At 74.2% G+C, this 659-nt stretch carries 2 protein-coding genes; both read right to left on the reverse strand.

The window, feature by feature from the left end:
• On the reverse strand, positions 1–146 hold a 146-nt coding region (locus B8460_RS22960), incomplete at its 3' end, for a BatA domain-containing protein (protein ID WP_199445689.1).
• Positions 143–659 (reverse strand): DUF58 domain-containing protein (locus tag B8460_RS17620; RefSeq protein WP_048862927.1); only part of this gene is annotated, 517 nt, incomplete at its 5' end. The genes B8460_RS17620 and B8460_RS22960, both read right to left, overlap by 4 nt.

Here is a 659-nt window from a genome sequence, read left to right on the forward strand (position 1 = left end):
GTCTCCTCCGACGCCTCCAGCCCGACCAGCAGGCGGATCGCGGGGAAACTCTGCCGGCGCGGTTCCGGCGGCGTGATGCGCAGCAGCCACCACAGCAGCGGCAACGCGGGAAGGGTCAGCAGCACCCAGGGCGCGGCGAAGATCACGGGGCAGCATAACCCTCGGCTGCCGCGCCGCCAGGGCCCGCGCGGGCGGCGAGCGCCGCATACAGGGCGAGGAGGGCGGATTCCGGCCCGTGGTCGGTGCGGTGCATCCCGCTGCTCCACCCGGCGGCGGTAGCAAGGCCGCGCACCCCGTCCAGCTGCGCCGCGAGGCGCGCGCGATAGGCGTCCCGTATGCTCTCGACACGGGGGATCAGCGTCTCGCCTTCCTGTTCCAGACCGTTGAAGCGCACCCGCCCCTCGTACGGGAGATCGGTCTCCGCCGGATCGAGCACCTGCAGCAGATGCCCGCTCGCCGGCAGCGCGGAGATGCGCCCCACGGCGGCGCGGGTCTGTTCGAGCGGGCCGAGGAAGTCGCCGATCAGCACCACGCGGGCGTGACGCGGCACCTCCGCCCCGCCGGGCAGCCCGCCGCCGGCTACGGGCGCGGCCTGGGTGCCGAGGACGCCCGCGATGCGGTCGAGCATCGAACAGTTCGCCGCCGTGCAGAAGGCGATC

The sequence above is a fragment of the Acidisphaera rubrifaciens HS-AP3 genome (genome assembly GCF_000964365.1).
GTDB lineage: Bacteria > Pseudomonadota > Alphaproteobacteria > Acetobacterales > Acetobacteraceae > Acidisphaera > Acidisphaera rubrifaciens.